Source organism: Bradyrhizobium sp. UNPF46, assembly GCF_006658625.1.
GTDB classification, from domain to species: domain Bacteria; phylum Pseudomonadota; class Alphaproteobacteria; order Rhizobiales; family Xanthobacteraceae; genus Bradyrhizobium; species Bradyrhizobium nitroreducens.
In genome coordinates, this window is the sequence record NZ_LFJB01000118.1 from 1 (window position 1) to 6,298 (window position 6,298).

General features: G+C 64.9%; 5 protein-coding genes. 1 reads left to right on the forward strand and 4 read right to left on the reverse strand.

Annotated features, from left to right (window positions below; all coding sequences use genetic code 11):
* From UNPF46_RS35910 to tyrS, 4 genes are all read right to left on the reverse strand, one after another.
* The coding region (locus UNPF46_RS35910) for a cache domain-containing protein (protein ID WP_142253189.1) at positions 1 to 1,022 on the reverse strand (1,022 nt) is incomplete at its 3' end.
* 382 nt (positions 1,023 to 1,404) lie between these two features.
* On the reverse strand, positions 1,405 to 1,809 hold the full coding sequence (locus UNPF46_RS35915; RefSeq protein ID WP_100178888.1) for a DoxX family protein: 405 nt from the start codon (positions 1,807 to 1,809) through the stop codon (positions 1,405 to 1,407).
* Between the two features lie 219 nt (positions 1,810 to 2,028).
* Positions 2,029 to 3,288 carry an MFS transporter gene (locus UNPF46_RS35920; RefSeq protein WP_100178889.1) on the reverse strand — a complete coding sequence of 420 codons (1,260 nt, stop codon included), beginning with the start codon at positions 3,286 to 3,288 and terminating at the stop codon, positions 2,029 to 2,031.
* A gap of 56 nt (positions 3,289 to 3,344) precedes the next feature.
* Positions 3,345 to 4,598, reverse strand: coding sequence for a tyrosine--tRNA ligase (tyrS, locus tag UNPF46_RS35925; RefSeq protein ID WP_100178890.1), 1,254 nt, complete (start codon positions 4,596 to 4,598; stop codon positions 3,345 to 3,347).
* A gap of 165 nt (positions 4,599 to 4,763) precedes the next feature.
* On the opposite strand from tyrS, the gene UNPF46_RS35930 reads away from it, so the two are divergent.
* On the forward strand, positions 4,764 to 5,867 hold the full coding sequence (locus UNPF46_RS35930; protein ID WP_100178891.1) for an anhydro-N-acetylmuramic acid kinase: 1,104 nt from the start codon (positions 4,764 to 4,766) through the stop codon (positions 5,865 to 5,867).
* Positions 5,868 to 6,298 lie beyond the last annotated feature (431 nt).

Sequence of the window (6,298 nt, forward strand, 5' to 3'; positions counted from 1 at the left end):
CTGGCTTCGGTGGCGGCCGAGCCGACCAATGCGGCGCGGCGGTTGGTGCCTTCGGCGGTCGAGGACATCGACTTGGCGGTATGCTCGAGCTCGCCGGAGCCGGAGGCCATCAGGCCGACGAGCTGGCCGACGGAGGCGTCGAAGCGGTCGGCAAGCGCGATCAGGGCGTCACGCTTCTCCTGCTCGGTGCGGGTCTTGTTGGCGGCCTGTTCGGCCTCCAGCGCGCGCGCCGTCAAGGAGGTCTGCCTGAGCACTTCGAGGGTCTCGGCCATGCGGCCGATCTCGTCACCGCGGTCGGTCTCTTCGACGGGCTTGTCGATGGCGCCTTCGGAGATCGCCTGCATCCGGGTCTTCTGGCGGTCGAGCGCACTGAGCACGTCGCGGGCGATCAGCCAGGACAGCGCCGCCATCAGCAGCATCAAGCCGATGCCGATCGCAGCGAGCTCCAGCGTCAGCGCGCGCACGTCGGCGTCGATGTCGTCGACGTAGAGGCCGTAGCTGATGGTCGCGTTCCAGGGCGCGAATTTGCGCGCGAAGACGGTCTTGCGGACCGGCTCGGTCTGACCGGGGCGGGGATAGAGATAGGAGGTCACGCCGCCCTGCGCGGTTTCGCCGCCGGCCTTGATGATGGCATCGGCGATCAGGACGCCGTTGGAATCCTTGGCGCCGGTGATCTTGCCTTCGAGCTGCTGGTTGGCGCCGTTCACCAGGATGGAGGTGTCGGCATTGTAGACGACGGGGTAGCCCTGGTTGCCGTTGAAATTCATGCGGCGGCCGCGCTGGTGGAATTGGGCCTTGGCATCGGCCAGCGTCAGCTTGCCGGCGGTAACCTCGTCCTGGAGCGATTGCGCGTAGTTATAGAGGAGCTCGACGGCCGTCCGCATCTGCTGGACGCGGTCCTCCATCATGCGGCTCTTGCTGAGGACCGACGAGACGCCGATGATGGCTGCGACTGTGAGAGCCGCGAGGCAGACCATGCTGGCAAGCTTGGTGCGGATCTTCAAATGACTCAGCAGCTTCATCACAGCCCCTACGGAATGGTTGTTATTGCTCGCATCGGTAGCATGAAGTTCTTACCAATCATGAACGTAGGCCCCTGGGCCCCGCCTGGGTGCAAGACGCGCCGCAGCCGTATGCGGGCGTGTGCGGGCAGAAGGCCATGCATCGCCGTGCACCCGTATTTTTGCGGGGGCGAATCGTTCTCAGCCTTTGATGGTGATCGAGCTTCGCTGGAGCGGCAATGAACCGATTCGCTCACCGCATCATCATGTCCGTGCTGCTCGTTGCAGCCCTGGTTCTGATCTGGAACGTGCTGGGGACGCGCTGAGACGGCCCGGCGGATCCGCCGGTGCCGTCCTTTTCGTGGGTCGAACAGGGGCGCGTCGGCGCCGTTCGAACCTGCAGCTATTCCTTGCCCATCGCCGCATCGGCGCTGACGGAGCCGCCGCCGGCGGCCGACAGATAGAGGCAGGCGAAGCAGAACAGGATCGCGGCGGTGCCGCCGTTGAGCAGCGGCAGAAACACCGGCGTCTCACCCTTGAACATGTGGCCCATGAAGTAGGCGAAGGCCATTTCGCCGGAGAGGATGAAGGCGGTGAGGCGGGTGAAGAGACCGATCATCAGCAGCGCGCCGAGCACGAGCTCGATGGCACCGGCCGTATAGATCAGCGGCGGGATGTTGGCGAAGTAGGGAAGCACCGGAAACTTGAAGATCTTCGCGATGCCATACTGGAACAGCAGGAGACCGGTGATGAAGCGAAACAGGCTCAAGAGAACCGGTTGAAAGCGAGTGAGATAGGGAAAGTTCATTGGTTTGTGCCCTCCATCCAATGCGCGACTAGGATCGTATTCAGCTCCGCCTCGCAAGCCACCCCGGATCAATTCCACGCTGACATTTTCGTCATGTCCGACAAAACACCGCAGCTCGTCCGTTCACGCAGGTTGCGCCGGATTTTTTTGCGTGAGATGTCCGCCAATCGTCCGTAATTCCCCGGTGACATCGAGGGATGCAGGTTACGTCGGAGAGACTTACTCCCGCAAGGCCGGGACGATCAGGAATGGAATCATTCCGAGGATCACACTCGCAAGTGCGAAGACGAGCAGCAGATTGTAGCCATGCGTGAAATCGTGGATCAGGCCGCCGCTCCATGAGCCGAACGCCGAGCCCAATCCACTGCCGATCGAGATGGTGCCGAAGATCGTGCCGACGCGTTTGCCGCGGAAGATCTTCATCGCGGTCGCCGTGATCAGCGGGCCGCGCGAGCCCATCATGCTGCCGAAGCAGACGACGAAGCCGGTGAGCAGGATCACGTTCGGATAGTACTGCAGCAGCCAGAGCAGGACGATGCCGAGGATCGAGATCGCGTAGCTCAGCAGCACCGATGGCCGCCGCCCGATCATGCCGTCGAGCGCGGACACGCCCAGCATGCCGAACACCAGCACGACACCCGAAAAGCCCCAGGCCGTCGCGGCCTGCAGCGGCGGAAAGCCGGCGTCGATCAGATAGGCGACGATCTGCGCGGCGATGGAATACATGCCGACGGCGGTGAAGAAGAAGGTCGAGAACAGCGCCCAGAACGCGTGATGGCGCATCGCGCTGACAAGCGTCCAGCCATTGTCGATGAAGTCCGGATCGCTTCTCTTCGTCACATGCGGCGAGCCGGCCGAGAACATCCGCCAGGGCAGCAGCAGCAGCGGCACCAGCAGCGCGAGTGCGGCGAGGCCATAGACCTGGTAGGTCTCGCGCCAGCCGAGCCGGTCGATCAGGAGCTGCGAGGCCGGCAGCAGCGCCAGCACGCCGCCGCCCATCGCCGAGTACACCACCGCCATGGCTGTCGGCAGCTTTGGGCCGAACCAGCGGCCGAGCAGGATCGAGTTCGGAACATTGCCGATGAAGGCAACGCCGATGCCGACGCAGAGGCCGATCGACAGCTGGAATTGCCAGAGTGCCTGCGCCTGGCTCGCGATCAGGAAGGCCGAGCCGAGCAGGAACAGTCCGAGCGCGTAGACGATGCGCGGTCCGGAATGGTCGAACAGCCGTCCGACCAGTGGCGCGGTCAGGCCGCTGATCAGCCACGTCAGTGAATAGATCGAGACGACCTGCGCACGATCCCAGCCGAAGTTTTCCGAGATCGGCTTGAGGAAGACGGTGAAGCTCTCGCTCAGGCCGCGGCCGAGAACCGCCAGCGTGAAGCACAGCGCGAGCACCACGAGCGCGGTGCGCACTGCGCCTCGCTGCGCATTCGAGGCGTGTTCCCGCGACGCGTCCCTGGGCGTGTTCTGATCCATTACCCGTCAGGGAGCGCGCATCCGTGCGCCCTGACAAGCATCAAAAGCTCATACGCCTATGCAGGCTTGATCAGGACGTGCTTCTTCTTGCCGAAGGACAGCTTGATCACGCCTTCCGGCGTCAGATTGGCCGCCGACAGCGCCATCTTCTCGTCGGTGACTGCCGCGTCGTTGACGCGCAGGCCGCCGCCCTTGATCTGGCGGCGTGCCTCGCCATTGGAGCCAACGAGGCCCGCCTTGACGAAGGCATTGAGGACGCCGAGGCCGGCGTCGAGCTCGCCGCGCGGAATTTCCACGGTCGGCAGGCTCTCGGCAAGCGCGCCTTCCTCGAAGGTGCGGCGCGCGGTTTCGGCGGCTTCGTTTGCTGCGTCGCGGCCGTGCAGCAGCGCGGTCGCTTCGGTGGCGAGCACCTTCTTGGCCTCGTTGATCTCCGAGCCCGCGAGCGCCTCGAGCTTCCTGATCTCGGCCATCGGCAGCGTCGTGAACAGCTTCAGGAACTTGCCGACGTCGGCGTCCTCGGTGTTGCGCCAATACTGCCAGAAGTCATAGGGGCTGAACTGGTCGGCGTTGAGCCACACCGCGCCTTGCGCGGTCTTGCCCATCTTGGCGCCGGAGGCCGTGGTGAGAAGCGGCGTCGTCAGTGCGAACAGCTGGTGCGTGCCCATGCGGCGGCCGAGATCGACGCCCATGATGATGTTGCCCCACTGGTCCGAGCCGCCCATCTGCAGCTTGCAGCCGGTGCGCTTGGCGAGCTCGACGAAGTCGTAGGCCTGGCAGACCATGTAGTTGAACTCGATGAAGCTCATCTCCTGCTCGCGCTCGAGGCGCAGGCGCACGGAGTCCATGGTCAGCATGCGATTGACCGAGAAGTGCCGGCCGACGTCGCGCAGCATCTCGATCCAGTTCAGCCTGGTCAGCCACTCCGCATTGTCGAGCATGATGGCGTCGCTCTTGCCATCGCCGTAGTTCAGCACCTTGGCGAACACGCCGCGGATCGAGGCCTTGTTGGCCTCGATCTCCGCGACGGTACGCATCGCGCGCGTCTCGTCCTTGCCGGAGGGATCGCCCACCATGGTGGTGCCGCCGCCCATCAGCGTGATCGGCTTGTTGCCGGACTGTTGCAGCCAGTGCAGCATCATCATGGTCAGATAATTGCCGATGTGCAGCGAGCGGGCGGTGCAATCGTAGCCGACATAGGCGGTCGCCTCGCCCTTGGCGGCGAGCGCGTCCAGCCCCTCGAAATCGGAGCATTGGTGGATGAAACCACGTTCCTGCAGGGTATTGAGGAAATCCGATTTAAATGCAGTCATCTGTCGGCATGCCCAGAAATTCTTGGTTTACTGTTTTGGGAGCAATTTAAGGGTCTTCCGTGGGAACCCGGTTGCTGCCCGCCACTTGGCGCTGTGGCATTATAAGATGTGCCCCTCTGGCACAAGATCGGCATGCCGGAGGGGGTGTTTTGAGGACGCTGATCCATGATGTTGACGGCACTCGGTTTGATGAGCGGCACCTCGCTGGACGGGGTGGATGTCGCGCTGATCGAAACCGATGGAAAGCAGGTGAAAGCGTTCGGGCCGTCCGGCTACCGGGCCTATAACCCGGCCGAGCGCAATCTGCTGCGCCAGGCGTTGAGCGAGGCCGTGAACCTGCCGCGGCGCGATGCCCGGCCAGGCATCCTGGCCGAGGCCGAGCGCGCGGTCACGCAGGCCCACGCCGAGGCGGTGGCCGCCTTCCTCGCCCAGAACCGCATGAAGCCGGAAGATATCGACATCGTCGGATTCCACGGCCAGACCGTGCTGCATCGGCCCGAAAAGCGGCTGACGGTGCAGATCGGCGACGCGCCGGCGCTGGCCCGGGCGATCCACATTCCCGTGATGCATGATTTCCGCGCCGCCGATGTCGAGGCCGGCGGGCAGGGCGCGCCCTTCGTACCCGTCTACCACCGCGCGCTCGCCAACTCGCTGGACCGCGAGGGGCCGATCGTCGTGGTCAATATCGGCGGCGTCTCCAACATCACCTATATCGACGGCAACGACACGCTGATCGCCTGCGACACCGGTCCCGGCAACGCGTTGCTCGACGATTTCATGTACCGCACCATGAACCAGGCGTTCGATGCGGAAGGAAAGTTCGCGGCCCTCGGCAAGGTGGACGAAGCCTGGGTGGCGCGCGCGCTGGAGCTGCCGTTCTTTGCGCTGCCTCCTCCGAAATCCCTCGACCGCAACGACTTTGCGGCGCTCAAGCTCGGCGACGTCGCGCCCGCCGATGGCGCGGCGACGCTCACCGCTTTCACCGCGGCTGCGATCGCCCGCGTCATCCCGCTGCTGCCGCGGCGGCCGCGGAGCTGGATTGTCTGCGGCGGCGGTGCCCGCAACCTCACCATGCTCAGGATGCTGCGCGAGCGGGTGGGCTCGGCCACCGTAGAGGCCGCCGAGTCCCTGGGCTGGGCCTCCGACGCCATCGAGGCCCAGGCCTTCGGTTTCCTGGCGGCCCGCGGCCTGAAGGGCCTGCCGCTGTCCTACCCGGCCACGACCGGCGTGCCGATGCCGATGACGGGCGGGGTGATCGCGCGGCCCTGAGGGCGGCGCTGGAGGCGGAATTCGAAGCGGCAGCATTGGCTAATCTCGTGTCCCGGACGCGACGCAGCGTGTAACGCTGCGGCGCAGAGCCGGGACCCAGCTGCTTGATTCCGGGCTGATGCATGGGCCCCGGCTCTGCAGCGCACCGCACCGGACGATGCTTCGCATCGCCGGGGGCGCTGCGCTGCGTCCGGGGCACGAGAGCAGCGCATGTCTTTGCGACGCTCGCCATGACGAGCGAATGTGCATTGGCATCCTCTCTCCGCTGAAACTTAAACTGCAGACATGCGCTTCCATTCTCGCGGCGCGTTTCGCCCGAGCTTTGCATCTTCGTTCGCGCCTCTAATTGCCAAAGGGCGCAGGGAAGGCCGGGCGCCGGCGGCACCCGCAGGTCCGTGGGCGTCAAGAACGCACACGGGGTGGACCACAGG

Excerpts from the sequence above, each read along its gene's own strand:
- UNPF46_RS35915 (WP_100178888.1), bottom strand. The coding sequence starts at position 1,809 with ATGAACTTTCCCTATCTCACTCGCTTTCAACCGGTTCTCTTGAGCCTG.
- UNPF46_RS35920 (WP_100178889.1), bottom strand. The coding sequence starts at position 3,288 with ATGGATCAGAACACGCCCAGGGACGCGTCGCGGGAACACGCCTCGAAT.
- tyrS (WP_100178890.1), bottom strand. The coding sequence starts at position 4,598 with ATGACTGCATTTAAATCGGATTTCCTCAATACCCTGCAGGAACGTGGT.
- UNPF46_RS35930 (WP_100178891.1), top strand. The coding sequence starts at position 4,764 with ATGATGTTGACGGCACTCGGTTTGATGAGCGGCACCTCGCTGGACGGG.